This window comes from Micromonospora sp. RB23, assembly GCF_053585025.1.
Window position 1 is genome coordinate 168,196 of record NZ_CM132111.1, and the last position, 24,249, is coordinate 192,444.

The window sequence follows — 24,249 nt, forward strand, 5'->3', positions numbered from 1 at the left end:
CATGATGCGACGCAGGCCCGTGACCGGCGGAGGGATGGCCGATGCCCGAGGATCTGCCCGTTCCGCGCCAGGTCGACCCGCCCGACGCGCCCGCCGTGATCGAGTGGGGCGCCGACGAGCCCGCGAGGGCACGCCGGTTCGGTAACCCGCTGGTCGGTCTGACCCGGGATCCTCGCCTGCCGCTGCTGTTGGCGGTCCTCGGCGCGGTCGCCGGTATCGCGTCGATGGTCGGCGAGTGGGTGCTGACGACGCTGCCCAGCGGCGGTCCCGAGGGGCCCACCACGATCGAGGTGCCCGCCACCGTCTCCGAGGTCGGCGGCTTCGGGGTCGCTTACCTCGCCGGTCTGCTCGCCCTGGTCTGCGCCGTGGTCCTGGCGTTGGCGGGCACCCCGGCGGTCCGGGCGAACGCGCGGCTGGTCGGACTCACGCTGGCAGGCGCGCTGCTGACGTTGCTGGTCGCCGCCACCGCAACGCTCGACGACCCCGGGGAACGGACCCTGTTCTACACGACCCAGGACGAGTTCCGGGTCGAGTACGGCCGCGGTCTCGTGCTCGCGTTTGTCACGTGCGTCCTGTTCGCCGCCGCCCTGCGACTGGCGTGGGCCGTACCGACCGGCGTGCCCGGAGGACCGCCCGACGACGACGCCCGTGTCGACGTGCCCGCGATGCGATCCTGGCGTCGCCGTGGGGAGCCGGGTCCGGTCGACGATGGTCCACCCGCTCCCGCCGACCTGACCGTGCAACCCACAACCCCCTTCGCCCGCCCCGAAAACCCCACCTGACCTGACCTGACCTGACCTGACCTGCACCCCCACCCCACCCCCCACCCCCACGCCGAGCCCGTGCTCACCCCCACGCCGATCTTGCGGATTCTGTCGCCCCATAAGGCGTCGAAACCGACATATGGACGACCGAAAGTGCAAGATCGGCGGGACGTGGGGCGCGGGGCGCGCGGGGCGCGGGGGCGGGCCAGGGGGTGGACACCTGGGGGGCGCTGCGCGTTGGTGCCCGATTCGCCGGGAAGCCATGGTTGCGACCCGTTCCGCGAGGTACGGTTGCTGCCCGCCGTCACGCCGGGTCTCGACCAGGGCCGCACGGCTGGCTGCGACGGCGGCGGGCGAAGGAGGAACGATGACCCGCCCGGGACTGCCCAAGCTGATCGCGACCGACCTCGACGGGACGCTCGTCCGCAGCGACGACACCGTCTCCGCGTACACCCATGGGGTGCTCGACCGGGTGCGGGCCGCCGGTATTCCGGTAGTCGGCGCGACCGGCCGCGGCCCTCGCCTGACCGAGCTGACCCGCAACGACATCCGCGCCGCCGACTTCCTCGTGATGGCCGGCGGCGGGCGTGTGGTCGACCAGAGCGACCCGGCGGGCCCGGTGGTGCTCCGCGACGAGCGCCTGCCCGCGGAGGTGCTGGCCCGGTTGCTCGCCGATCTGGAGGCCGAGGTCGGCCCGCTGACCGTGATGGTCGAGGCGTCCGACGAGCACGATGCCCCGCTCTGGGGTGACTACCACCCCAGTTGGCCCTACCAGGACCGGTTCGAGGCGCGCACCCGCGACGAGTGTCTCTCCTGCGACGTGCTCAAGGCGTTTGCCAGAACCGCCGACCACCACGTCGACGAACTCCTCGCGGTGGCCCGCCGGATCGTCGCGCCGCAGGTCGCCACCCTCACCCAGGCCGGACTCGGTTTCATCGAGATCTGCCCGCCGGGGGTGGACAAGGCGACCGGCCTGACCGTCGTCGCGCAGACGCTCGGGGTCGACCCGGCCGACGTGCTGGTCTTCGGCGACATGCCCAACGACCTGCCGATGTTCGAGTGGGCCGGGTGGTCGCGGGTGGCGGTCGCCAACGCGCACCCCGACGTCCGCGCGGCCGCCGACGAGGTGACCCTGCGTAACGACGACGACGGGGTGGCGGTGTATCTGGACCGACTACTCTCCCGATGATGGGAGAGACGCCCCGGCTCATCGCCACGGACATCGACGGCACGCTGATCCGCGACGACCACACGGTCAGCCCGCACACCGCCGACGTGCTCGCGCGGATCGCCGCGCGAGGCACGCCGGTCGTGCTGGTCACCGGCCGCCCGGTCCGCTGGCTCAAGATGGTGTACGACCAGCTGGCCGAGCCTCTGCCGGCGGTCTGCGCCAACGGCGCCGTGGTCTACGACCCGTTCAACGACGAGGTGCTCCGGGCCGACCCGCTCGCGCCACAGCATCTGGCGGAGGTGGCCCGGCGGCTGCGCGCCGAGGTGCCCGACATCAGCTTCGCGGTGGAGATCCTGGACAGCCGGGAGATGCGTCACGAGGCGCACTACCCGCTGCGCTGGGACGCCGATGCCGAGGGGATCCGGCCGATCGAGACGCCGGAGGAGTTGCTCTCCGTGCCGGCGGTGAAGCTCCTCGCCCGGGCCGGCGAGCAGGACCCGGACACGTTCGCGGCGCTCATCGGCAGGGCGCTGCAGGGGCTGGCCGAGGCGACGCACTCGTCGTCCTCCGGGCTGGTGGAGATCTCCGCGGCCGGGGTGACCAAGGCGGCCGGGCTCGACTGGTACTGCGACCGGCTCGGGGTGGCCGCGGCGGACGTGGTGGCCTTCGGCGACATGCCCAACGACGTGCCGATGCTGAGCTGGGCGGGGCGCGGCGTGGCCGTGGCCAACGCGCACCCCGCCGTCCTCGCGGTCGCCGACGACGTGACCGGTACGAATTCCGAGGACGGCGTGGCCGCGTACCTGGAGAAGATTTTCGGGGTCCAGTGACCGGTCAGAGGTACTGACCGGTGTTGTGACCCTCACCGCCGCCCGGCTGGCCGATACCCGGCATACCGGGGACGACCCCGCCGGGGCCGCTGGGCAGCGCCTGCCGGCCGCCGCGCATCTGCTCCAACTGGACCCGGGCGGCCATCTGCTGGGCGACCAGAGCGGCCTGGATGCCGTGGAACAGGCCCTCCAGCCAGCCGACGAGCTGGGCGTGCGCGATGCGCAGCTCGCTCTCGCTGGGCGCCTTGTCCTCGGTGAAGGGCAGCGAGATGCGCTCCAGCTCGTCGCGCAGCTCGGGTGCGAGACCTTCCTTCAGCTCGACGATCGAGCGCTCGTGGATCTCCCGCATCCGGTGCCGGCTGGCGTCGTCCAGGGGGGCGGCCTTGACCTCCTCCAGCAGCTGCTTGATCATGCTGCCGATCCGCATCACCTTGGCCGGCTGCTCGACGAGGCGGGTCGGGTCCTCGCCCTGGCCCTCCTCGGTCTGCATGGTGCCGATGGGCCGCCCGTCCGGGCCGACCACCACCACGGTGCCGGAGTGGCCGGAGTCGTCGGGGCCGGGCTGGTCGTTCTGCTCAGCGGAGCGCGCTTCGGTCATGGGGTCCATCTTTACCCAGGAGGCGCGGCCCATGCCGCCCGGGACCAACTCCCTGTGCCGAACCACCCGGGCGGGCGCGCTACGGTCGCGCCATGTCTGCCGACCCACGCGCCGTGCTGACCCGGTCCGCGCCCGCGCCGGACCGGACGGTGGCGTACGGCGACCACCCCGACCAGGTCGCCGACCTCCGCAACCCCGTGGGCGCCGGGCCGGCCCGACCGCTGGTCGTCGTGGTGCACGGGGGCTTCTGGCGGGCGGAGTACGACCGGCGGCACACCGGACCGCTGGCCGCCGCGCTCGCGGCCGACGGGTATCCGGTGGCACAACTGGAGTACCGACGTACCGGGCAACCGGGCGGCGGCTGGCCGGGCACGTTGACCGACGTTCTCGCCGGGATCGCGGCGTTGCCGGAGCTGGCCGCGCGGGCGCTGCCGGGTCGGGTGAGCGGGGCCGCGCCGATCCTGATCGGTCATTCCGCCGGTGGCCACCTGGCGTTGTACGCGGCGGCCACCGCGCCGTCGACGGTGGGCGGGGTGCTGGCCCTGGCCCCGGTGGCCGACCTCGCCGAGGCGTACCGGCTGGACCTGGACTCCGGAGCGGTGGCCGCGCTGCTCGGCGGTGGTCCGGGGGATGTGCCGGACCGGTACGCGGTGGCCGATCCACGATCATTGGTACCGATGCCAACACGTACTGTAGTGATACATGGGTCACTGGACGAGCAGGTGCCGGTCTCGATGAGCCGCGACTTCGTGGCGGCAGCCCGTGGCACAGGTTCCGATTTCTCCCTTGTTGAGCTACCCGGATGCGAGCATTTCGGACTGATCGATCCGGAGTCCTCGGCCTGGCCCCGGGTGCGGGATGTGTTGCGGTCCCTGCACGATGATCAATAGCCATTGACGCAGCGTCGCCGACCAGGTAGAACGCCGGAGGGGCGCTGTTCCGCCCTGCAACGCTCCTGGAAGGAACTCGGTGTCGCAGATGAATCGCAGGCGGGCGCTCCAACTGTTGGCCGCGCTCGGTACGACCGGATTCGCCACCGCGTGCGGCTCCGACACCGCCGACCAGCCGACCGCCACCAAGAGCCCGATCAAGATTGGTCTGATCGCGCCGAAGGCCGGCGGATTCAAGTCCATCGGTGACGACATCACCAACGGCTTCCAGCTCTTCCTCGACCTGCACAACCAGCAGTTGGGCGGGCACCCGGTCGAACTGCTGACCGCCGACGAGGGCGAGACCGCCAAGACCGGCAAGGCCGCCGTCGACCAGCTCCTCAAGCAGAACGTGCTGGCACTCACCGGCGTGGTCAACTCGTCGGTGATGGTGGGCATCCGGGACACCGTCGAGGACGCGCGTGTCCCGCTGATCGGTTCGAACGCCTCGCCGAGCAGTCTGCAGAGCGTCGTCTACATCTGGCGGACCTCGTACGTGCTGGACGAGGCGGGACGGGCGCTGGGCCTCTACCTGCGCGATCAGTTGCCGGCGAACGGTCGGATCGCGATCATCGTGCCGGAGAACGTGGGCAGTCCGGACGTCGTACGGGGGTTCAAGCAGGGTTTCGGCGTCACCGACTCGCGGATCTCCGACCCGGTGACCAACACCAGTCCCACCCCGAACCCCGGCAAGACCACCTACGTGGCGGACATCGAGAAGGCGCTGCGCAAGAACCCGACCGCCGTGTTCTGCTTCTTCGCGGGCGCGGCCGCCGTGGAGTTCATCAAGCAACTGCGCGACCAGTTCTCCGGCCCCGTCTACGCGCCCGGCTTCCTCACCGAGGGCACCGTGCTGGAGAGCCTGGACCGGGACGCGCTGGGCATCCAGACCGCCCTGAACTACTCGGCCGATCTCAACAACACGTCGAACCGGGTCTTCGCCTCGGCGTACCGCAAGAAGCACCAGACCACGCCGACGACCTACGCGATGGCGTCGTACGACGCGGCGCAGGTGCTCGACCAGGCGATCCAGCTGACCGGCGGATCGCCATCCCCGCAGCAGGTCAACCTGGCGCTGGGTAAGCTCGGCCAGATCGACAGCCCGCGCGGCATCTGGCAGTTCAACCAGCCGCGTACGCCGCAGCAGAAGTGGTACCTGCGGGAGGTCCAGCGCGACGGTCAGGTCATGTCGAACGTGCTGACCAACGAGCTGGCCACGCTGGGCTGAGCGCCCACCGGACGAAGCAGGGGCCGGCCTCCTACGGGAGGCCGGCCCCTGCCGTACGCGGCAGTGTTCGGGTCAGTGCCGCAGTTCGGCGATGCAGCACTTCACGCTGCCGCCGCCCTTCTTCAGCTCGGCCAGCTCGACCGGAACCGGGGTGTAACCGGCGGCCTTGAGCTTGCCCGCCAGTCGGGTGGCCTCGCTGTTGAGCACCACGTTCGCGCCGTCGCTGACCAGGTTGAGCCCGAAGGCCATCGCGTCCTCGTCGTCGGCGATCACCGCGTCCGGGAAGAGCTGCGTGAGGACGCGCTGACTGGCCGCGGAGAACGCGCCGGGGAAGTAGACGATGTTCGCGTCGTCGAGGGCGGCGAGCGCCACGTCCAGGTGGTAGAAGCGCGGGTCGATCAGCCGCAACGACACCACCGGCCGACCCAGCGCCTCCTGCGCCTCGGCGTGCGCCGGGATCTCGGTACGGAATCCGTGACCGGCCAGGATGAGTCCGCCGTGCGCCTCCGGCACGTACGCGAAGTCGCCCTCGCCCTCGTTGGTCTCGCTCGGCGCGACGAACCGCCAGCCCTGGCGTTCGTAGAACGCGTGGTGCGCGGCCGCCTCGGCGGTCCGCTGCTCGTGCTTGAACCGCGCGCCGTAGACGCTGCCGTCGACCACGAAGGCGCCGTTGGCCGCGAACACCATGTCGGGCAGCCCCGCCTCCGGCGTGAGCAGGTGCACCTCGTGGCCGAGACCGACGAGTGTCTCGCGCAGTCGGTCCCACTGCTTGACGGCCAGGTCCCGGTCCACCGGGGTGGTCACGTCCATCCACGGATTGATCGCGTACTCGACCGCGAAATGCTCGGGCGAGCACATGAGATATGTCCGCTTTCGCGGGACTCGCTGCTGGTTCACGGTCACCAAGAGTAGGTATCGTCGAAGTTTGGTAACAGCCACAACCATTGCTTCCCAGAGGCGGAACGTTGCAGATAGACGCCGTTGACCAGCGGATCATTGCGTTGCTCGTCGCCGACGCCCGTGCGTCGTACGCCGACATCGGCACCCGGGTGTCACTCTCCGCCCCGGCGGTCAAGCGCCGGGTCGACCGACTGCGCGCCACCGGCGTCATCCGGGGATTCACCGCCGTCGTCGATCCGGCGGCCGTCGGATGGACCACCGAGGCGTTCGTCGAGCTGTTCTGCGCCGGTCGGACCACCCCGGCGCAGATCGGCGTGGCGGCCCGGCGGCACCCGGAGGTGGTCGGCGCGTACACGGTCTCCGGCGAGGCGGACGCGCTGGTGCACCTGCGGGCCGCCGACATCGCCCACCTCGAGGCCGCGCTGGAGCGGCTGCGCGCCGAGTCGTTCGTGACGTCCACCCGCAGCACCATCGTGCTGTCCCGACTGGTCGAATCCCCCGGCGTCGGGCCGTCCACCCGCCCCTGACCGCCCACCGCGCGGCTCAACCTGATCGCGGCTTGACCTCAAGTGCGGTTCAGGTGTTGGACTCGTGGCTGCCTGGCACGACACGAGGGGGTTCCATGCGGGCGATCTGGTTGCGTGAATTCGGCGGTCCCGAGGTGCTGACGCCCGGCCCGGCACCGGACCCGACGCCCGGCCCCGGCCAGGTGTTGATCGACGTCGCGCACGCGAACGTCACCTTCGTCGAGACGCAGCAGCGCTCGGGACGTCCCGGGCCGAACCGGTACACCCCGCCGATGATCCCCGGCAACGGTGTCGGCGGCGTCATCACCGCAGTCGGGCCGGACGTCGACCCGGCCCGCGTCGGGCAACGGGTGGTCACCGCGACCGGCGGCGCGGGCGGGTACGCCGAACGGGTCGTGGTGGACGCGTCCGCCCCCATCGACGTGCCGGCCGGGCTGGCGCTCGACGCGGCGGTGGCGCTGCTCGCCGACGGGCGCACCGCCACCATGCTGGTCGAGGCGGTCGGCGTCCGTCACGGTGACCGCGTGCTCGTCGAGGCCGCCGCGGGCGGGGTGGGGAGCATGCTCGTCCAGATCGCGACGCGGGCCGGCGCACGCGTGATCGGTGTGGCCGGCGGACCACGCAAGGTGGCCCTGCTGCCCGGGCTCGGCGCCGAGGTGGCGATCGACTACCTGGAGCCGGACTGGGCCGATCGCGCCGGCGCCGCGCTGGGCGGGATCGACGTGGTGTTCGACGGCGTGGGCGGTTCGGTGGCCAGGACGGCGTTCGAGCTGCTGAGCCCGGGCGGTCGGATGATCAGCTACGGGTTGGCCAGCGGTGCATGGTCGCCCGTGACACCGGACGCCGCCGCCGAACGCCGGATCACGCTGATCCGGCCGGACGTACCGCCCGCGCGGCTGCGGACGTACACCATCGGGGCGCTGGCGGACGCGGCGGCCGGGCAGCTCCGGCCGCTGATCGGCCAGCGCTACCCCCTCGAACGCGCCGCCGACGCGCACGCCGCCATCGAGGCGCGCGCGACGGTCGGCAAGACCCTCTTGGACGTGGCCGACAGCTAGAGATACATGCCGGTGCGGTGCTGCGAGTCGTCACCGCGGACCGGCTTGTCGCCCTCGCCGAAGAAGCGCTTGCCGCCGAACTCACCGTGCAGGCGGTCGTCCAGCTCGTCGGCGAGACCGGTCATCACCTGCACCGCCAGCATGAGATGGGTCGCCTGGAAGTTCCGACCGAAGACCGGGATGGAGGCCCAGACCGTGTCGTCGGCGCAGTAGAGGCGACCGATCGGCATGCGGTTGGTCAGCTCCGACAGCTTGACGTAGAGCCGTTCGGTCGGCTCGACCTCGGTCAGGATCGGGGAGAGGACATCCACCAGCGGCGGGTTGTCGCGTACCCGGACGAAGACCATCGCCGAGCCGGCCCGGATCGTGATGTCGCCGTCCGAGTCGACCTGCAACCGCTCGGCGTCGGACTTCAACATCGTGGACACCACGGTACGGACGCGCTCCGGCAGGTCCAGCACGTCGTCCCGGTCGGCGGCCGCCTCGGCCAGCGCCTCCTGGAGGTCCCCCTCCACGTCGGCGTCCGGGCCGAACTCGCTGCGCGCGGTGCCCAACGGCTCGACGGCCAACGGCTCACCCTCGGCGTCGTGCACCAGGTAGACGAGGAAGGCCGGGTGGGGTGCGCCGTACACGTCGCGCAGCGTCCGGGACAGCAACGGGGCGATCCGGTTGGCCTCCGCCACCGTGGCGTCCAGCCCGAACGCGCCGCCGGAGCCGGCCACCACGCCGGGCGGGGACCAGCCGAGCGCCATCATGTCCGCCACGGCGGCGCGGTCCAGCCGGAAGCCCTGCGGCAGCGCCGCGTTACCGACCGCCCGGGCGGAGAGACCGCCGTCGCCGGTCGCGTCGACGCTTATCGAGTAGACGGCGTCACCCGTACCGGAGGCGGTGGGATCGAGGGTCAGTTCGAGGTGCGCGCCGGCCGGCAGCTCCCGCAGCCGCTCAGCGAGCATCCGGGCGAACTCCCGCCACGCCTCCGTCACCTTGGCCCGCAGGTCCGTGGTGCTGGGGTCGTCGAGCAGGATCGACTCCGCCGGCTCGGATGTACCGCCGGGCTCTGAATCCGACGCCGAGGGGTGGTCAGCCGTCATGATCGCCTCCGTCCGTTCCGATCACCCTACCCACGGTCCACTCGGCTCGAATCAGCCCGGACCGGGATCGGACACCCGGCGTCGTGACGCCCGCGCGGGGCGCGGCGGTCAGGAGGTGGGGTCGGAGAGTTCGGCGTCGAGCGCGACCGGCCAGTCCGCCGCCAGAGCGCTGAGCCGGGCCGCGGCGTCCGCCGGATCGGCGCCGCGTCCGACGGCCAGCCCCAGGAGGTACGCGCTGACCGGCGCACCCGGTCGCACCACCTGGTGGGCGACGTCGCGGGCCAGGTCCAGCACCGCCGGCACCGGCACCTCGGCGGGGTCCAGTCCCACCTCCGCGCAGGCCGCCGTGATCCAGTCGTCCAACACCGTCATCGCAGCCACTCCCTAGCCCGGCGTACGTCCTCGTCAGTGTCGCAGTCGAACCAGGGCGGTGGACCGTCACCGGCCCACGGCACGTTGCGGATCGCCAGACCGGCCATCAGCCTCCGCATCGAGGCACCGGCCAGACTGCCGCCCCGCTCGGCGGCCAGCCTCAGCAGCCCGGTCCGCAGCGCGTCGACCCGCCACACTCCGCACAGCGACTGCCGCCGACCGTCCGCGTCGACGAAGCACACCCCGTCGGCGGGCCGCCCCCGGTCGGGGACAGTGCCGGCTCCCGGGCCGGAAGGGCCGGACGGGCTGTCGGCCTGGGCGACCGGTGCGGGGCTGTAGGCCGGGGATCGCGGACCGGACGGGCTGTCGGCCGGGGCGGCGGACGCCGGGCTGTCGGCCGGGGCGAGGTGGGTGAGCAGGTCGCCGATCGCGGCGCGGGTGAGCAGCGGCAGGTCTGCGGCGAGCAGCGCGACGACCGTCGTGTCGGGGTCGAGCAGCGCCAGGCCGGCCGCCGTCGCGGCGACCGGTCCACCTCCGGGAGGATCCTCGCGGGTCACCCGTACGTCGTTCGGCACGCCGTCAGCGGGTCCGACCAGCACCCGGGGCACGGCATCACCCACCGCGCCCAGGACCCGGTCACGCATCGACCGGCCACCGACCGGCAGCGAGGGCTTGTCCACCCCGCCCATCCGTCGGGCGGCCCCACCGGCGAGCACCACGGCGGCGTACGTCCCCACCCGGCCACGGTAGCCGTGCCAGGTGCCCGGCGCTGGCCTGCCACCGCCCGATGCAGGCGTGCCACCGCCCGATGCCGGCTGGGTCTGCGGCCTCCGGCGTTTGCGTGCCCTGCCGGATGGCCCGCGCGCGCTGCCCGGTGCCCGTCGACCTGCGGCCGTGCGGGCGGGCCGGGCTGGGGTGCAGGATGGCGGGATGGGACGGGCGACTGACCGACGGCGTGTACTGCGGATCGACCTGGCCGCGGCCGACGGGCGCGCAGCCGTCCGACGGCCGGACAACCTCTCGGTGGAGGAGCCGCTGGAGATCCGGGTCGGCCCGGCCGGTCCGGGTCGACGCAAGCCGCTCGCCGTCACCATGCGCACCCCCGGCGACGACCTGGACCTGGCGATCGGTTTCCTGCTGACCGAGGGACTGATCCGGTCGACCGACGACGTGCTGACCGCCCAGCTCTGCTCCGGCGCCGAGACCCCGAACACGTACAACGTGGTGGACGTGGTGCTCGCCGCCGGGGTGCCGGAGCCGACCACCGACCCGTCCCGCAACTTCTACACCACCAGCTCCTGCGGGGTCTGCGGCAAGGCGAGCATCGACGCTGTCCGTACCCGCTCGCTGTTCCCGGTCGCCCAGGACCCGGTCGTCGTACCGGCCACACTCCTCGCCGAGCTGCCCGACCGGCTTCGCGCCGCCCAGCGTGCCTTCGACCGCACCGGCGGACTGCACGCGGCGGGGCTGTTCACCCCGGCCGGTGAGCTGGTGGTGCTCCGCGAGGATGTGGGCCGGCACAACGCCGTGGACAAGGTCATCGGCTGGGCGGTGCGGGAACGCCGCCTGCCGTTGGCCGGGCATCTGCTGCTGGTGTCCGGAAGGGCCAGTTTCGAGCTGACCCAGAAGGCGTGGATGGCGGGGCTGCCGCTGCTGGCCGCGGTGTCCGCGCCGAGCACCCTCGCCGTCGAGTTGGCCGAGGAGGCGGGGATGACACTCGTCGGCTTCCTGCGCGGCCCGACCATGAACGTGTACGCCGGCCCGCAGCGGATCACCGTCGAGCAACCGGCCCGGCAGGGCCGCTGATCCACACCACATCGCCGATGTCGGGCCATCCAGGCGCCCGGACACCCCCACATCGCCGATCTGGGTGTCGATCAGCTCCTGGCGACCCCGCCCTGCGCAAGGGACGGCGATGGTCAGCGGCGGCCACGGCGGCGGCGCTTGCGGGGACGGACCACGCCGGGCATACCGACCGCGGGCCAACCGTCCAGCTCGGAGGGGGGCACGCCGCGCCGGAGCAGGTCGTCCAGGAGTACCGCGAGCGAGTAGTCGGGGTGCAGGCTCAGCGTGCGTTCCAGCGCGACGGCCGCCAGCGCCCCCTGCCCCGCCCGCCACGCCGCGAACGCCAGCAGTGATCCCGGCGCGGCGGTCAACTCCGGCTCGGCCCGGCGCAGCACGTCGGTCCAGAGCCCGATGTCCCGGTCGCGGCCGTCGGTGCGTTCCCACGCGTGGTCGCGAACCGGCAGGTGACCGAGCAGCAGGCTGAGCCAGGCCACCTCGTCGTCGTCGAGCCGCTCACCGCGCCGCTGCCGGCGTTGCGCCTCCCGTACCGCCGCCACGCCGGCCGAGCGCAGTGCCCGCCCGCCGAGAAGGTCGCTGGCGGGCGCCCCCTCGATCAGCTCGACCAGTCGTCGTTCGGCCCGGACGGTGGCGGCGTGCAACGCCTCGCGCTCCGGGCCGGCCACCGGCGACACCTGCGCCACGAGGGCCGCCCGGTCGGGTAGTGCGACCTGACCGGCGAACACCGCCGACACGGTCAGCGGGTTGGCCTGCGGGTCGTAGCGCCGACCCTCGGGCGGGCAGCAGTCCACCTCGGTGCACAGGTAGGACCACCACCGCCCGTCGGTCACCCGCAGCGCGTCCAGCACCTCGAGGCCGGCTGCCGTCAGTGCGGCGCGCACCGCGTCCACGCTCGGGGTCACCTTCTCGGGTGGCCCGTAGCCCACCACGGTTGCGGCCTCCGCGCCCTGCCGGTGGATCACGCCGGCCAGGTGTCGGGCGCGGTCGACCAGGTCCGCCGAGGGATCGGGCAGGTCGGCGCGGGCGGCGAAGATGATCTGCCGGCCGCGTAGCGCCACCGCGACCACGCTGTCGGCCGGGTGGAAGCCGAGCAGGTACGGCACGGCCGCGATCAGGTCGGCGGGCGAGCGGACGGAGAGCTTCGCGCGTTCGGTCGAGGTCATGCAGGAAGGCTGCGTCCGAGCTGTGCAGCCTTCCAGACCCTGTGGATGACACGCGGCTCATCCACAACTACGGAACGTATTGACGCTGGTAGACGCGATTCGATGTGTCAACACGACACCGCGCTGTCATGGGCAGCGGCTACCGTGCGCTGATGGACCTGGCGTACCTGCGCGCGCACCCGGCACACCTGCCGACGTTCCGGACCCATCAGCGGCTCCGGGAGACGCCGGTAGCCGGAGGCAACATCTGCGCCGCCGCCCGGCTGACCCTGGACGACGGCCACTCCGTCTTCGCGAAATCCTGGCCGGAGGGGGCCGATGGTCCGGCACCCGAGGGCTTCTTCGCCGCCGAGGCCGCCGGGCTGCGCTGGCTGCGCGAGGCCGACGCGATCGGCGTACCGGAGGTGATCGTGGCACTGCCCGACCTGCTGGCGCTCGACTGGGTGGAGCCCGGCGAGCCGACGCCGCAGGCCGCCGATCGCTTCGGTCGGGAGTTGGCGGCCCTGCACCGGGCCGGCGCGCCCACCTTCGGCGCGCCCTGGGCCGGCTTCATCGGTGCGCTCGGGCAGGACAACACCCCCGACGACGGTCCCTGGTCGGCGTGGTTCGCGCGGCGTCGACTCGCCCCCTACCTGCGGCTGTCGGTCGACGGCGGCGCGTTGACCAGCAGCGACGCCGCGCTGATCGAGCGGGTGATCGGGCGGATCGGCGAGTTCGGCGGGGACGAGCCGGCGGCCCGCGTCCACGGCGACCTGTGGCCGGGCAACGTGCTGTGGGGCGTCGACGAGCGGGCCTGGCTGGTCGACCCGGCGGCGCACGGCGGGCACCGCGAGACGGACCTCGCCCAACTGGCGCTCTTCGGCGGTGTCGCGTACCTCGACCGGGTGCTGGCCGCCTATCGGGAGAGCTGGCCGCTGGCCGACGGTTGGCGCGACCGGGTGCCACTGCACCAGCTGCATCTGCTGCTCGTACACACCGCGCTGTTCGGTGCCGGCTACCGCGATGCGGTTGTCCAGGTCGCCCGAGCCACCATGGGCGGCGTCGAGCGCGCTACGGTCGACCGGTGAGTGTCGACCGACGTACCGACGGCGTCCTCGTCGACCGGTACGGCCGCGTCGCGCGGGACCTGCGCGTGTCCCTCACCGACAAGTGCAACCTGCGGTGCACGTACTGCATGCCGGCCGAGGGGCTGCCCTGGTTGGCCGGCCCCGAGCTGCTGACCGACGAGGAGATCGTCCGGCTGGTCCGGGTGGCCGTCGAGCAGCTCGGCGTGACCGAGGTGCGGTTCACCGGCGGGGAGCCGTTGATCCGGCCCGGGCTGCTCGGCATCGTGGGCGCGGTCGCCGCCCTCGACCCCCGCCCGCGGATCTCGCTCACCACGAACGGAATCGGCCTGGACCGGTTGGCGCCCGCGCTGCGTACGGCCGGCCTGGACCGGGTGAACGTCTCGCTGGACACACTGGACGCGGCCCGGTTCACGCAGCTCACCCGGCGTCCCCGCCTCGACGCGGTGCTGGCGGGGCTCGCCGGGGCGGCGGCCGCGGGGCTGAACCCGGTGAAGATCAACTCAGTGTTGATGCGCGGCGTCAACGAGGATGAGGCGCCGGCCCTGCTCCGCTTCGCGCTCGACCACGGCTACCACCTGCGGATCATCGAGCAGATGCCGCTGGACGCCCAGCACGGCTGGGATCGGAGCACGATGGTCACCGCCGAGGAGATCCTTACCACCCTGCGTACCCATTTCGACCTCAGCCCCGACCCGGCCGAACGCGGCGCGGCGCCCGCCGAGACCTGGTTGGTCGACGGCGGCCCGGCCCGGGTCGGCGTGATCGCCAGCGTCACCCGACCCTTCTGCGGCGACTGCGACCGCACGCGGCTGACCGCCGACGGCCAGGTGCGCGCCTGCCTGTTCGCCACCGAGGAGTCCGACCTGCGGTCGGCGCTGCGCGACGGCGCGACCGACGACGAGTTGGCGCGGCGGTGGCGTACCGCGATGTGGGGCAAGCGTGCCGGGCACGGCATCGACGACCCCTCCTTCCTCCAGCCGACCCGGCCGATGTCCGCGATCGGGGGTTGAGTCGTGGAGCCGAGGCCGTTGACCGTCCGTTACTTCGCCGGGGCGCGTGCCGCTGCGGGCCGCTCCGAGGAGGTCACGCCCGCCGGCCGGTCACTCGACGACCTGACCGCCGAGCTGTCCCAGCGGCACGGCGACCGGCTGGCCGCCGTGCTGCGGGTAGCCAGTTTCCTCGTGGACGGCGTCACCTGCCATGATCGTCGGGCACCCCTGCCGGGCGGGGCCACGATCGATGTCCTACCCCCGTTCGCGGGCGGCTGAGGGGGCGAACACATGTTGGCGGTTCTGGGATTTCTGGGCGTCCTCGCGCTGGTCACCGGCCTGATCCACCTCTACCTGTGGAAGCGTCTCGTCCGGGACACGACGACGCCTGGTCGCTGGCGGCGGGTCGGCGGGATCGCCGCCCTCGCGCTGGCGGTTCTCGTGCCGGCAACCCTCGTCGGCTCGCAGGCCGGCCTCTACTGGCTCGCCTGGCCGGGCTATCTGTGGCTCGCCGTCATGTTCTACCTGCTGGTCACACTGGTCGTGCTGGAAGTGCCGATGCTGGTCGCGCGGCTGGTGCTGCGCCGCCGGGTGACCGTCGCCGAGCCGACCACCGCCGCGCCCGAGCCGGTGCTGGTCGGGGCCGCCGGGCCCGCCGATCCGCCGGCCACCGGCGCGGTCGCGGCGCCGGACCACGACCCCGGCCGCCGCCTGCTGCTGGCCCGCGGGGCGGCCATCTTCGCCGGTCTCACCGCCACCGGCATCACGGGGTACGGCGTCCGCACGGCGCTCGGCCCGCCACACCTCGACCGGGTGCAGATCCCCCTCAGCAAGCTCCCCCGCAGCATGGACGGCCTGCGCATCGCCACCGTCTCCGACATCCACCTGGGTCCGCTGCGCGGCCGGGCGCACACCGAACGGATCGTCGCCGCGATCAACCGCCTCGACGCGGACCTGGTCGCGGTCGTCGGCGACCTCGTCGACGGCTCGGTCGCGGAGCTGGGTCCGGCCGCCGCACCGCTGCGAGACCTGCGCTCGCGGTACGGCAACTTCTTCGTCACCGGGAACCACGAGTACTACTCCGGGGTCGAGGAGTGGGTCCAGGAGGTGGACCGTCTCGGCCTGCGGGTGCTGCAGAACCGCCGACAGGAGATCCAGGCCCGGGGCGGCGTGCTCGACCTGGCCGGCGTGAACGACCTGAACGCGGACCCCAAGGGCACCGGCCTGGCCGCCGGACCGGACTTCGAGGCCGCCCTCGGTGACCGCGACCCGAACCGGCCGGTCGTCCTGCTCGCGCACCAACCCCTCGCCGCGAAGCAGGCGGCCCGCTACGGCGTCGACCTGCAACTCTCCGGCCACACGCACGGTGGGCAGCTGATGCCGTTCAACCTGGCCGTCCGCCTTGAGCAGCCGGTCGTCAGCGGGCTCGGCGAGGTCGACGGCACGAAGGTCTACGTGACCAACGGCGCCGGTTTCTGGGGTCCGCCCGTGCGGGTGGGCGCCGAGCCGCAGATCAGTCTCGTGGAGTTGCGCTCGGCATAGCGGACGTCACGTCCGCGCGTGGCGGAGGGCGGGCCGCGTGGCGGGCGTGACAGGATGCGGCGTGCCCCCGTTCAGCGCCGTACCCCCCGGTGGCCTCCCGCCCTTCGTCGCGGACCTGCACATCCACTCGAAGTACTCGCGCGCGTGCAGCCGCGACCTGACCCTGCCGACCCTCGGTTGGTGGGCGCGGCGCAAGGGCATCGCCCTGCTCGGCACCGGCGACTTCACCCACCCCGCCTGGTACGACCACCTGGTGGAGTCGCTACGCCCGGCCGAGCCGGGGCTCTACCGACTCGACCCGGAGGCGGAGCGCGACATCGCCCGCCGGCTGCCGCCACGACTCGCGGGTACGACCGACGCGGACGCGGTCCGGTTCATGCTGAGCGTGGAGATCTCCACCATCTACAAGCGGGACGACCGGACGCGCAAGGTCCATCACCTGATCTACCTGCCCGACCTGGAGGCGGTGGCCCGCTTCAACACCGCTCTGGGGCGCATCGGCAACCTCGGCTCCGACGGTCGGCCGATCCTCGGCCTGGACTCGCGGGACCTGCTGGAGATCACCCTTGAGGCCAGCTCGGACGGCTATCTCGTGCCGGCGCACATCTGGACGCCGTGGTTCTCCGCGCTGGGCTCGAAGTCCGGCTTCGACGCGATCGCCGACTGCTACGCCGACCTGGCCGAACACATCTTCGCCGTGGAGACCGGCCTCTCGTCCGACCCGGCGATGAACTGGCGGGTCGGCAGCCTGGACGGGTACCAGCTGGTGTCCAACTCGGACGCGCACTCGCCGCCGGCCCTGGGGCGGGAGGCGACCGTGCTGACCGCCGAGCGGGACTACTTCGCCGTCCGGGAGGCCCTGCGCACCGGCGACGGCCTGGCCGGCACCATCGAGTTCTTCCCGGAGGAGGGCAAGTACCACGCGGACGGGCACCGGCTCTGCGGCGTCAACTGGTCCCCGGAGCGGACGCGGGCGGCCGAGGGACGCTGCCCCGAGTGCGGCAAGCCGCTCACCGTGGGCGTCCTCAGCCGCGTGGAGGAACTGGCCGACCGTCCCGAGGGGCATCGGCCGGCACACGCCCGGGACGTCACCCATCTGGTGCCGCTCGCCGAGATCCTTGGCGAGATCAACAAGGTGGGCGCTCGGTCGAAGAAGGTCGAGGGGCGACTCAACGAACTGCTCGCCGCGCTCGGCCCCGAGCTGGAAATTCTGACCACGACTCCGTTGTCCGACATCGCGCGGGCCGGTGGCGAGCTGCTCGCCGAGGGCATCGGGCGGCTACGGCGGGGCGACGTACGCCGGGTGCCGGGCTACGACGGCGAGTACGGGGTGATCACGTTGTTCGATCCGGCGGAGCTGGGTGCGGGCGCGGGCACGGCACAGGAGACGCTGTTCGACGTACCCGTACCCGTACCCGTGCCGGCGCAGCGACGGCCGGCGGAGCCGGCGGCTCGCGCGACGGCCAAGCGCCCGACGGCGGCCAAGGCCGAGCCGAAGCGCAAGCCGGCCGCGCCTCCCCCGCCACCGATCGCACCGCCGCCGTCGCCGCACGAACCGTTCGAGCCGATGCTCTCCGGCATGGAGGAGGTCGGCACCGGCCTGCTGGACCGCTTGGACGCGATGCAGCGGGTGGCGGCGTCCGCCCCGGGCGGACCGCTGCTCATCGTGGCCGGACCGGGCACCGGTAAGACCCGGACGCTGACCCACCGGATCGCGTACCTCTGCGCGGAGCTGAACGTCTTTCCCGAACACTGCCTGGCGATCACGTTCACCCGCCGCGCGGCCGAGGAGCTGCGGCACCGTCTCGACGGGCTGCTCGGTCCCGTCGCCGAGGACGTCACCGTGGGCACCTTCCACGCGCTGGGGTTGACCATCCTGCGGGAGAACGCCGACGCGGCCGGCCTGCCGGCCGGCTTCCGGATCGCCGACGACGCCGAGCGGGCGGCCGCCCGGTCGGAGGCCGGTGACGACGCCGCCGGTTACACGGCGCTGCTGCGCAAGCAGGACCTGGTCGACCTGGACGAGCTGGTGACCCTGCCGGTGGAGCTGCTGCGCGCGGACCGGAAGCTGGTCGAGCGGTACCGGGACCGCTGGCGGTGGATCTTCGTCGACGAGTACCAGGACGTCGACGCGGTGCAGTACGAGCTGCTGCGGCTGCTCAGCCCCGCCGACGGCAACCTCTGCGCGATCGGTGACCCGGACCAGGCGATCTACTCGTTCCGGGGTGCGGACGTCGCCTACTTCCTGCGTTTCTCGCAGGACTTCACGGACGCCCGACTGGTCCGACTCAACCGCAACTACCGCTCGTCGGCGCCGATCCTGGCCGCCGCCGTGCAGGCCATCGCGCCGTCCTCGCTGGTCCAGGGCCGACGACTGGATCCGGCCCGGCTCGACCCGGAGGCCCCGCTGGTCGGTCGCTACCCGGCGGCGTCCGTGGTGGACGAGGCCGACTTCGTCGTCCGGACCGTCGACGAACTGGTCGGCGGCCTGTCTCACCGGTCGCTCGACTCGGGCCGCATCGACGGCCGGTCCACCACGCTGTCGTTCTCCGACATCGCCGTGCTGTACCGCACCGACGCGCAGGCCGCTCCGATCGTGGACGCCCTGACCAGGGCCAACATTCCGGTGCAGAAACGATCCCACGACCGCCTGCGGGACCGGCCCGGGGTGACGGCGATCGCCCGCGAGCTGCGGCACGCCGACGGGTTGGCCGGTTCGCTGGCGGCCCGGGTGCGGCTGGCCGGCCAGGTGGTCGCCGAACGGTTCGCGGTGCCCACCCTGGACGGCGGCGGTGGCGCCGTACGCCCCGAGGACGTCCGCTCGGCGGTGGACCTGCTGACCCCGCTGGCCCATCGCTGCGGCGACGACGTGGAGGCGTTCCTGGCGCAGCTGGCCACCGGCGCCGAGGTGGACGCGCTCGATCCCCGCGCGGAGGCGGTCACCCTGCTGACCCTGCACGCCGCGAAGGGCCTCGAATTCCCGGTGGTCTTCCTGGTCGGCGCCGAGGACGGGCTGCTGCCGTTGCGCTGGCCCGGCTCGACGCCCGACGAGGACGCGGTCGCCGAGGAGCGCAGGCTCTTCTTCGTCGGCCTGACCCGGGCCCAGGACCGGCTGTACGTCAGCCACGCCGCCCGGCGGACGAGGCACGGCGCGGAACGTGACTGCGCGCCCTCGCCGTTCCTCGCCACGATCGATCCGGGCTTGTTCGAACGGTTCGGCGAGACCGAACCCCGCCGTCCCAGGGACCGCCAACTCCGCCTGATCTGACCTCGACCCCCGCTCCGTTGATCATGAAGTTACCGCCGTGACACGCCGGCGAGGCTGGCGACAACTTCATGATCGACGGGACTACCGGGCGGGCGGTGCGGTCAGGTCAGGAGTGCGGCGAGCCATGCGCCCGTGAGCAGGGCCGGACCGAGCGGCAGCAGGGTGTCGCGGCGTACCCGTCGCGCGGCGAGCAGGCCGAGGACCAGGCCGCCGTGCAGCAGGTGCGGCAGGAGGAGCCCGGCGAGCAGAGCATCGCGGCCCAGCCAACCGAGCGGCAGTCCGAGGACCGCGGCGAGCTTGACGTCCCCGAAGCCGAGCCGGGATCTCGGCAGCAGGGCGAGCAGCACGTGCGCCGCGCCGGAGACCGCCGCGCCGACCAGCGCGCCGACCAGTGGCCCGGGGGTGCCCGCCAGCAGCGCCGCCCCGGTCAGCCCGCCGAGGGCCAGCGTGCCGGCCGCGGCGACCAGCGGGTCGGGCAGTCGTAGGCACGCCAGGTCGACCACGGCCAGCACCAACCCCACCGCAGCCACCGTGAGAAGGACCGGCAGCGCCGGGTCGTCACCCCGCACGGCGGCGAGCCCCACGAACACCACGGCGGCCAGCGGTGGACAGAGCCAGACCGCCACACCCGGCCGGACCGGCGGGCCGACGAAGCGCCGGGCCACCGGGGGTACGACGAGACCGACCAGCCCGCCGAGCAGCGCCACTCCAAGCAGCGCGGCGGCCGACATGGGCCGGACGTTACCGCCGGGCTCCCGTCCGCGCCGCCCCCGATCGTGGTTCCGCTGCCTTGCGCCGTGGGCGTTCGGTGCTCACGACCAGGGCCACCCCGGCGACGATGACCGCCCCACCGATCAGCACCTGCGGCGTGATCGGCTCGGCCACGAGCAACGCGCCGAGCGCCACCGCGACCGCCGGGTTCACGTACGCGTACGTCGACACCAACGAGATCGGCGCGTTCTGCAGCAGCCAGACGTACGCGGTGAAGGCCACCAACGATCCGGCCACCATGAGGTAGCCCAGCGCCAACCAGGACCGGGCACTGACGGCCGACGGGTGGAAGTCACGCAGTTCGCCCCGGCCGGCGGCTACCACGGCCAGGGCCAGCGCGCCGGCGGTCATCTCGTACACGGTCGCCACGAACGGGTCGGCGGGCATCCGGATCCGTCCCGACAGGAACGACCCGACCGACCAGGCGGCGGCCCCCGCCACCACGGTCAGCGCGCCGACCAGTGGCACGGCCTTCGCGCTGCCGGCGGGCAGCACCAGCAGCACCAGACCGACGAAGCCCACGGTGACCCCGGCGAACGTCCAGAGCGGCGGTCGGTCGCCGGTGGCCGAACGCAGCAGCACCACGAGCAGCGGCACGGTCGCCACCAGCAGGGCGGCGACGCCGGAGGGCAGCGCCACCCCGGGCGGCCCGGACTCGGCGAGCACCACCAGGCCGTTGCCGCCGGCCAGCAGGAGCACACCGACCAGCGCGGCGGAGCCGAGCTGTCGACGCCCCACACGGAGGGTGCCCGGCCCTCGACGCAGCCGCAGCACCACCGCGAGCACCAGGCCTGCCACGGCGAACCGCAGGGCGGCGGAGAGCAGCGGCGGCACCGTCTCCACCGTGATCCGGATGGCCAGATAGGTGGAGCCCCACAGCAGGTAGACCACGATCAGGGCGGTCCAGACCAGGCTCGACGCGGCGTCGGCGCGGCGGCCGGATGCGGCGGCGGCGCTCGGTGGAGATGAGCTCATCGGTGGACCACGCTACGGTGACGTCGGAGTCGGCGTCGCGCTTTGGTGGCCGGCCTCTCACCACTTGTGCAGGAGGGCGGCATGACGAACTACGGACCACCGGGTGAGGGCTACGGACGCCCGTGGCGTGAACAGCGCCCCGACGAGACGTCCAACCGGCCGCCGCAGCAGTCCTATCCGCCGGCCGCGGAGCCCTACCCGCCGACCGTCCAGCCCTACCCGGTGGCGTCGCAGAGGCCCGGCCCCTACGGCGACGCCCCGTACGGCGGCGCACCGGCGGCACCCTACGGCGGCGGCCAGTACGAGGGCGGGCAGCACGGCGGCGGCCAGTACGGCGGCGGGCAGCACGGAGGCGGCCAGTACGGGGGTGGCCAGTACGGCGGCGGGCAGTACGGCGGCGGCCAGTACGGGGGCGGGTCGGGGGCGCCGTACGGCGGTGCGGTCCCGGAGCCCTACGGCGGCGCGTACCCGCCCGCCGACAGGAACCCGGCCTACGGCCCAGGGTCCTACCGGCCGGACGATGACGAACCCGCACCCACGCCACCGAAGCGGGGGCGGGGACCGCTGATCGCGGTGCTGGCCGTCGTCGTGCTGCTGGCGGTGGCCGGCGGCGGCGCGTACTGGTTCCTGCGGGGATCGGACGATCCAGCGCCGACGACTGCCGCACCGACCAGCTCGGCCGCGGCGGGAGAGCCCAACGCCGGTGTGACCGAGCCGGCCGATCCCGCGCCGAGCGCCGCTGCGCCCGAGTCGTCGGCCGACCCACGGTTCGTCAAGGTCGGGCAGTGTGTACGCAACGCCGGCGTGGCCGGCGGCAAGCCCAAGCTGCTGATCAGCGGCTGCGCGCCGAAGTCGTACGAGGTGCTGCGCCGCGTCGACGGCGCGACGAGCGGTGAACGCGACGCCGAGGCCAAGTGCGCCAAGGTCGAGGGCTACACGAACTGGTACTTCTTCGACAGCGAGCTGGACACGCTCGACTTCGTGCTCTGCCTGAAGCAGCGCTGACCACCCCTGGGGATGAGATGACGACCTACGGACCACCGGGTTCCGGGCAGCCGGACGACCCGTACCAGCGTCCGCCGACCGACCCCGGTGGCCCGCCGCCGGTCGATCCGACGCTCCCGCAGTGGGGGCCACCGCCACCCCAGCCCTCGCCGTGGGCTCCCCCGGAGCAGCCGACGCAGTGGAACGCGCCGCCGCAGCAGCCGGCGCAGTGGAGTGCCCCGCCAGAGCAGCCGACCCAGTGGAACGCGCCACCGCAGCAGCCGCCGGGGCAGTGGAACGCCCCGCCGGGGCCGTTCCCGCCCGCCCCCGGCCAGCCGGGAGCGCCGTTGGGCCCGCCGCCACCTGGCGGGTACCCGATGCCGCCCGCCGCCCCCGCCGGCCGGAGCGGCCGGAAGGTTGCCCTGATCGTGGGGCTGGTCGTGCTGCTCCTGCTCTGCCCCTGCCTCGGCCTCGCCGGCTGGGCGGCCTGGCGGATCGCCGACTCCGACAGCGAGGCCACGCCCCTGCCGTCCGCGAGCGCGCCGGTCTTCCCTCCCGGCGGCCTGCCCAGCGATCTGCCGACTCCGGTCCTGCCGTCGCCGGACGACGAGGAGGAGTTCGCCAAGGGCGACTGCGTGGTCAACGACGGCTCCGAGGCCGACGCGGAGCTGCGCAAGGTGCCGTGCGGCCCGAACACCTACCAGGTGCTGCTGCGGATTCCGGCGACCACCGACGGGGACCGGTGCCAGACGCTCGCGCCGCAGGCGACCGCGAACTACGTGCACGACAACTCGATCGACCTGTTCGACTACGTGCTCTGCCTGAAGAAGCAGTAGTCGATTCCCGAAACTAGGGCTGTCTAGCGTGGACGCTAGGCAGCCCTAGTTTTGTATCGACGGCCTCGACACGCCGGTAGCCTCATCTATCCATATCTAGCTTCGCAGCTAGAGGGCCCGATATTCTGCGATGCGTGGATCCGGTCCGCAACCCGTACGCTCCGGGCGCCGGCCAGCGCCCACCCGAACTCGCCGGGCGGGGGCGCGAGCTGGACGTGTTCGACATCGTGCTGGAACGCATCGCCCGCGGCCGGCCCGAGCGCAGCCTCATGCTCACCGGCCTGCGCGGCGTCGGCAAGACCGTCCTGCTCAACACCCTGCGGTCACAGGCGATCAACCGACTCTGGGGCACCGGCAAGATCGAGGCTCGACCGGACCAGTCACTGCGCCGCCCGGTCGCCGCCGCGCTCCACATGGCGGTCCGCGAACTCGCCCCACGTCACCGCGCCCCCGACCGGATCGACGCCTTCCTCGGGGTGCTCAAGGCGTTCGCCCAGCGGTCCGCGCCGGCCGGTCGCGGTGCCGCGCCCAAGCTGCGCGACAGGTGGCAACCGGGCATCGACGTACCCGCCGCCAGCGGCCGGGCCGACTCCGGCGACATCGAGATCGACCTGGTCGAACTGTTCACCGACGCCGCCGCCGTGGCCAGCGACGTGGGTACCGGCATCGCGCTCTTCATCGACGAGATGCAGGACGTCGGGCCGGAGGACGTCTCGGCGCTCTGCGCCGCCTGCCACGAACTGTCCCAGATCGGCGCCCCCCTGATCGTCGTCGGCGCCGGGCTACCGCACCTACCGGCCGTGCTCAGCGCCGCCAAGTCGTACTCGGAGCGGCTCTTCCGCTACCAGCGCATCGACCGGCTCGACCGGATCGCCGCCGACCAGGCGCTCTGCGCGCCGGCCGAGCGCGAGGAGGTGGAGTACGAGCAGAAGGCGCTCGACCTGCTCTACGAGAAGTCCGGCGGCTACCCGTACTTCGTCCAGGCGTACGGGAAGGCGACCTGGGATCACGCGCCACGGTCACCCGTGACCGCCGCGGACGTCCGGGTCGCCGCGCCGGAGGCCGAGGCCGAACTGGCGGTCGGGTTCTTCGGCTCCCGGTTCGAGCGGGCCACCCCGGCCGAGCGTGAGTACATGCGGGCGATGGCCACGCTGTCACTGGTGGAGGGCGAGGCCGGCGGCGCGGTCCGCGACGACATGGACGCCGCCGTGCCCACCGCCGAGATCGCCCGCGCCCTCGGCCGCAAGCCGGCCAGCCTCTCGCCGGCCCGGGACGCGCTCATCAAAAAGGGGCTCATCTACTCGGGCGAGCGGGGCACGGTGGCCTTCACCGTTCCGCACTTCGGCCGCTACCTGCGTACCCAGCCGGTCTGACCGCGCGACG

Annotated in this window: 24 protein-coding genes; 16 read left to right on the plus strand and 8 right to left on the minus strand. The window is 73.0% G+C overall.

The window, feature by feature from the left end; all coding sequences use genetic code 11:
• Positions 1 to 41 precede the first annotated feature (41 nt).
• From ACTFTM_RS00685 to ACTFTM_RS00695, 3 genes are all read left to right on the plus strand, one after another.
• Positions 42 to 782: a hypothetical protein gene (locus ACTFTM_RS00685; RefSeq protein ID WP_449563962.1), complete on the plus strand. Its 741-nt coding sequence runs from the start codon at positions 42 to 44 to the stop codon at positions 780 to 782.
• A 349-nt stretch (positions 783 to 1,131) separates the two neighbouring features.
• Positions 1,132 to 1,953 (plus strand): HAD family hydrolase, encoded by an 822-nt coding sequence (locus ACTFTM_RS00690; RefSeq protein ID WP_449563963.1) that lies wholly within the window; start codon positions 1,132 to 1,134, stop codon positions 1,951 to 1,953.
• Entirely contained in the window at positions 1,953 to 2,765 is an 813-nt protein-coding gene (locus ACTFTM_RS00695) for a Cof-type HAD-IIB family hydrolase (protein ID WP_449563964.1), read from the plus strand. Before ACTFTM_RS00690 ends, ACTFTM_RS00695 begins: the two co-directional genes overlap by 1 nt.
• A 4-nt stretch (positions 2,766 to 2,769) precedes the next feature.
• Here the strand turns inward: ACTFTM_RS00695 and ACTFTM_RS00700 are convergent, their stop codons facing one another.
• Positions 2,770 to 3,372, minus strand: a complete 603-nt coding sequence (locus ACTFTM_RS00700) for a bacterial proteasome activator family protein (RefSeq protein ID WP_449563965.1) — start codon at positions 3,370 to 3,372, stop codon at positions 2,770 to 2,772.
• Between the two features lie 83 nt (positions 3,373 to 3,455).
• Between ACTFTM_RS00700 and ACTFTM_RS00705 the strand changes: the two genes are divergently transcribed.
• Together ACTFTM_RS00705 and ACTFTM_RS00710 are read left to right on the plus strand one after the other, a co-directional pair.
• Complete coding sequence (locus tag ACTFTM_RS00705; protein ID WP_449563966.1) at positions 3,456 to 4,253, plus strand: alpha/beta hydrolase family protein; 798 nt, start codon at positions 3,456 to 3,458, stop codon at positions 4,251 to 4,253.
• A 79-nt stretch (positions 4,254 to 4,332) separates the two neighbouring features.
• Positions 4,333 to 5,520: an ABC transporter substrate-binding protein gene (locus ACTFTM_RS00710; protein ID WP_449563967.1), complete on the plus strand. Its 1,188-nt coding sequence runs from the start codon at positions 4,333 to 4,335 to the stop codon at positions 5,518 to 5,520.
• 72 nt (positions 5,521 to 5,592) lie between these two features.
• Here the strand turns inward: ACTFTM_RS00710 and ddaH are convergent, their stop codons facing one another.
• Positions 5,593 to 6,426 (minus strand): dimethylargininase, encoded by an 834-nt coding sequence (gene ddaH / locus ACTFTM_RS00715; protein ID WP_449563968.1) that lies wholly within the window; start codon positions 6,424 to 6,426, stop codon positions 5,593 to 5,595.
• Between the two features lie 59 nt (positions 6,427 to 6,485).
• Here ddaH and ACTFTM_RS00720 point away from each other — a divergent pair, with 59 nt between their 5' ends.
• A complete protein-coding gene (locus ACTFTM_RS00720; RefSeq protein ID WP_088950743.1) occupies positions 6,486 to 6,947 on the plus strand; it encodes an Lrp/AsnC family transcriptional regulator in 462 nt (153 codons plus the stop codon).
• Positions 6,948 to 7,042: 95 nt separating this feature from the next.
• On the plus strand, positions 7,043 to 8,005 hold the full coding sequence (locus tag ACTFTM_RS00725) for a zinc-binding dehydrogenase (protein ID WP_449563969.1): 963 nt from the start codon (positions 7,043 to 7,045) through the stop codon (positions 8,003 to 8,005).
• Here ACTFTM_RS00725 and ACTFTM_RS00730 read toward each other — a convergent pair.
• The 3 genes from ACTFTM_RS00730 to mobA form a co-directional block, all read right to left on the minus strand.
• Positions 8,002 to 9,096 carry a T3SS (YopN, CesT) and YbjN peptide-binding chaperone 1 gene (locus ACTFTM_RS00730; RefSeq protein ID WP_449563970.1) on the minus strand — a complete coding sequence of 365 codons (1,095 nt, stop codon included), beginning with the start codon at positions 9,094 to 9,096 and terminating at the stop codon, positions 8,002 to 8,004. The two genes, ACTFTM_RS00725 and ACTFTM_RS00730, sit on opposite strands and share 4 nt — an antisense overlap.
• A 108-nt stretch (positions 9,097 to 9,204) precedes the next feature.
• The gene (locus ACTFTM_RS00735; protein ID WP_449563971.1) at positions 9,205 to 9,468 is read right to left on the minus strand and encodes a DUF6457 domain-containing protein; all 264 of its coding nucleotides are present in this window, start codon (positions 9,466 to 9,468) and stop codon (positions 9,205 to 9,207) included.
• On the minus strand, positions 9,465 to 10,205 hold the full coding sequence (mobA, locus tag ACTFTM_RS00740; RefSeq protein WP_449563972.1) for a molybdenum cofactor guanylyltransferase: 741 nt from the start codon (positions 10,203 to 10,205) through the stop codon (positions 9,465 to 9,467). Before mobA ends, ACTFTM_RS00735 begins: the two co-directional genes overlap by 4 nt.
• 193 nt (positions 10,206 to 10,398) lie before the next feature.
• Between mobA and fdhD the strand changes: the two genes are divergently transcribed.
• A complete protein-coding gene (gene fdhD / locus ACTFTM_RS00745; RefSeq protein ID WP_449563973.1) occupies positions 10,399 to 11,274 on the plus strand; it encodes a formate dehydrogenase accessory sulfurtransferase FdhD in 876 nt (291 codons plus the stop codon).
• 113 nt (positions 11,275 to 11,387) lie between these two features.
• On the opposite strand, the gene ACTFTM_RS00750 is transcribed toward fdhD, so the two are convergent.
• On the minus strand, positions 11,388 to 12,434 hold the full coding sequence (locus tag ACTFTM_RS00750; protein ID WP_449563974.1) for a DUF4192 domain-containing protein: 1,047 nt from the start codon (positions 12,432 to 12,434) through the stop codon (positions 11,388 to 11,390).
• 152 nt (positions 12,435 to 12,586) lie between these two features.
• Between ACTFTM_RS00750 and ACTFTM_RS00755 the strand changes: the two genes are divergently transcribed.
• The 5 genes from ACTFTM_RS00755 (at position 12,587) to ACTFTM_RS00775 (ending at position 19,300) form a co-directional block, all read left to right on the plus strand.
• The gene (locus ACTFTM_RS00755; protein WP_449563975.1) at positions 12,587 to 13,501 is read left to right on the plus strand and encodes a fructosamine kinase family protein; all 915 of its coding nucleotides are present in this window, start codon (positions 12,587 to 12,589) and stop codon (positions 13,499 to 13,501) included.
• Positions 13,498 to 14,511: a GTP 3',8-cyclase MoaA gene (gene moaA / locus ACTFTM_RS00760; protein WP_449563976.1), complete on the plus strand. Its 1,014-nt coding sequence runs from the start codon at positions 13,498 to 13,500 to the stop codon at positions 14,509 to 14,511. Before ACTFTM_RS00755 ends, moaA begins: the two co-directional genes overlap by 4 nt.
• 3 nt (positions 14,512 to 14,514) lie before the next feature.
• Complete coding sequence (locus tag ACTFTM_RS00765) at positions 14,515 to 14,769, plus strand: MoaD/ThiS family protein (protein WP_355048625.1); 255 nt, start codon at positions 14,515 to 14,517, stop codon at positions 14,767 to 14,769.
• A gap of 12 nt (positions 14,770 to 14,781) precedes the next feature.
• On the plus strand, positions 14,782 to 16,032 hold the full coding sequence (locus ACTFTM_RS00770) for a metallophosphoesterase (RefSeq protein WP_449563977.1): 1,251 nt from the start codon (positions 14,782 to 14,784) through the stop codon (positions 16,030 to 16,032).
• A 61-nt stretch (positions 16,033 to 16,093) separates the two neighbouring features.
• A complete protein-coding gene (locus ACTFTM_RS00775) occupies positions 16,094 to 19,300 on the plus strand; it encodes a UvrD-helicase domain-containing protein (protein ID WP_449563978.1) in 3,207 nt (1,068 codons plus the stop codon).
• A gap of 101 nt (positions 19,301 to 19,401) precedes the next feature.
• Here ACTFTM_RS00775 and ACTFTM_RS00780 read toward each other — a convergent pair whose 3' ends face one another.
• A complete protein-coding gene (locus tag ACTFTM_RS00780; protein ID WP_449563979.1) occupies positions 19,402 to 20,031 on the minus strand; it encodes a prepilin peptidase in 630 nt (209 codons plus the stop codon).
• Positions 20,032 to 20,041: 10 nt separating this feature from the next.
• Positions 20,042 to 21,046: an EamA family transporter gene (locus tag ACTFTM_RS00785; RefSeq protein WP_449563980.1), complete on the minus strand. Its 1,005-nt coding sequence runs from the start codon at positions 21,044 to 21,046 to the stop codon at positions 20,042 to 20,044.
• Positions 21,047 to 21,610: 564 nt separating this feature from the next.
• Between ACTFTM_RS00785 and ACTFTM_RS00790 the strand changes: the two genes are divergently transcribed.
• The 3 genes from ACTFTM_RS00790 to ACTFTM_RS00800 all read left to right on the plus strand — a co-directional run bounded on the left by ACTFTM_RS00790 (position 21,611) and on the right by ACTFTM_RS00800 (position 24,239).
• Positions 21,611 to 22,051, plus strand: coding sequence for an LppU/SCO3897 family protein (locus ACTFTM_RS00790; protein ID WP_449566502.1), 441 nt, complete (start codon positions 21,611 to 21,613; stop codon positions 22,049 to 22,051).
• A gap of 401 nt (positions 22,052 to 22,452) precedes the next feature.
• Positions 22,453 to 22,866, plus strand: a complete 414-nt coding sequence (locus ACTFTM_RS00795) for an LppU/SCO3897 family protein (RefSeq protein WP_449566503.1) — start codon at positions 22,453 to 22,455, stop codon at positions 22,864 to 22,866.
• Between the two features lie 134 nt (positions 22,867 to 23,000).
• Positions 23,001 to 24,239 carry an AAA family ATPase gene (locus tag ACTFTM_RS00800; RefSeq protein WP_449563981.1) on the plus strand — a complete coding sequence of 413 codons (1,239 nt, stop codon included), beginning with the start codon at positions 23,001 to 23,003 and terminating at the stop codon, positions 24,237 to 24,239.
• Positions 24,240 to 24,249 lie beyond the last annotated feature (10 nt).

Bases quoted from the DNA above. Each gene is read 5' to 3' on its own strand.
- ACTFTM_RS00735 (WP_449563971.1), bottom strand. From the start codon at position 9,468: ATGACGGTGTTGGACGACTGGATCACGGCGGCCTGCGCGGAGGTGGGA.
- ACTFTM_RS00705 (WP_449563966.1), top strand. From the start codon at position 3,456: ATGTCTGCCGACCCACGCGCCGTGCTGACCCGGTCCGCGCCCGCGCCG.
- ACTFTM_RS00700 (WP_449563965.1), bottom strand. From the start codon at position 3,372: ATGGACCCCATGACCGAAGCGCGCTCCGCTGAGCAGAACGACCAGCCC.
- ACTFTM_RS00730 (WP_449563970.1), bottom strand. From the start codon at position 9,096: ATGACGGCTGACCACCCCTCGGCGTCGGATTCAGAGCCCGGCGGTACA.
- ACTFTM_RS00725 (WP_449563969.1), top strand. From the start codon at position 7,043: ATGCGGGCGATCTGGTTGCGTGAATTCGGCGGTCCCGAGGTGCTGACG.
- ACTFTM_RS00780 (WP_449563979.1), bottom strand. From the start codon at position 20,031: ATGTCGGCCGCCGCGCTGCTTGGAGTGGCGCTGCTCGGCGGGCTGGTC.
- fdhD (WP_449563973.1), top strand. From the start codon at position 10,399: ATGGGACGGGCGACTGACCGACGGCGTGTACTGCGGATCGACCTGGCC.
- ACTFTM_RS00685 (WP_449563962.1), top strand. From the start codon at position 42: ATGCCCGAGGATCTGCCCGTTCCGCGCCAGGTCGACCCGCCCGACGCG.
- ACTFTM_RS00770 (WP_449563977.1), top strand. From the start codon at position 14,782: ATGTTGGCGGTTCTGGGATTTCTGGGCGTCCTCGCGCTGGTCACCGGC.
- ACTFTM_RS00750 (WP_449563974.1), bottom strand. From the start codon at position 12,434: ATGACCTCGACCGAACGCGCGAAGCTCTCCGTCCGCTCGCCCGCCGAC.
- ACTFTM_RS00690 (WP_449563963.1), top strand. From the start codon at position 1,132: ATGACCCGCCCGGGACTGCCCAAGCTGATCGCGACCGACCTCGACGGG.
- ACTFTM_RS00785 (WP_449563980.1), bottom strand. From the start codon at position 21,046: ATGAGCTCATCTCCACCGAGCGCCGCCGCCGCATCCGGCCGCCGCGCC.
- ACTFTM_RS00695 (WP_449563964.1), top strand. From the start codon at position 1,953: ATGGGAGAGACGCCCCGGCTCATCGCCACGGACATCGACGGCACGCTG.
- ACTFTM_RS00755 (WP_449563975.1), top strand. From the start codon at position 12,587: ATGGACCTGGCGTACCTGCGCGCGCACCCGGCACACCTGCCGACGTTC.